1 pseudogene is annotated in these 303 nt (G+C 49.2%); it reads left to right on the top strand.

What is annotated here, in order from left to right:
- Window positions 1-25 precede the first annotated feature (25 nt).
- Window positions 26-303: pseudogene (locus PGQ95_RS26440) on the top strand (hypothetical protein); the annotation flags it as partial.

Raw genomic sequence — 303 nt, 5'->3', positions numbered from 1 at the left:
CAGGCAAAAAGCGCAGGGAGGAAGAGTGAGCAGAATAAAATGGATTATCCGGGGCATTGCTTTATTTGTGTCAGTGTTGTTATCGGGATGTTCGCACTCCCAGGCTGGCGAGTCGAGTGCAGGGAATATCGGCGGATACAACCATGTTGCCGGGCAGAACATTAACTGGTTTTCAGTAAACGGCTACCATGCGACGCTAAATGGAAATGGCATTGCTTTATTTGTGTCAGTGTTGTTATCGGGATGTTCGCACTCCCAGGCTGGCGAGTCGAGCGCAGGGAATATTAGAGGATACAACCATGT

The organism is Klebsiella sp. 141240, assembly GCF_050600805.1.
In the GTDB taxonomy this organism is placed as follows: Bacteria; Pseudomonadota; Gammaproteobacteria; order Enterobacterales; family Enterobacteriaceae; genus Klebsiella; species Klebsiella aerogenes.
Note: the sequence above shows the minus strand (reverse complement) of the source record. Positions and strands in the feature narration are given on the sequence as shown.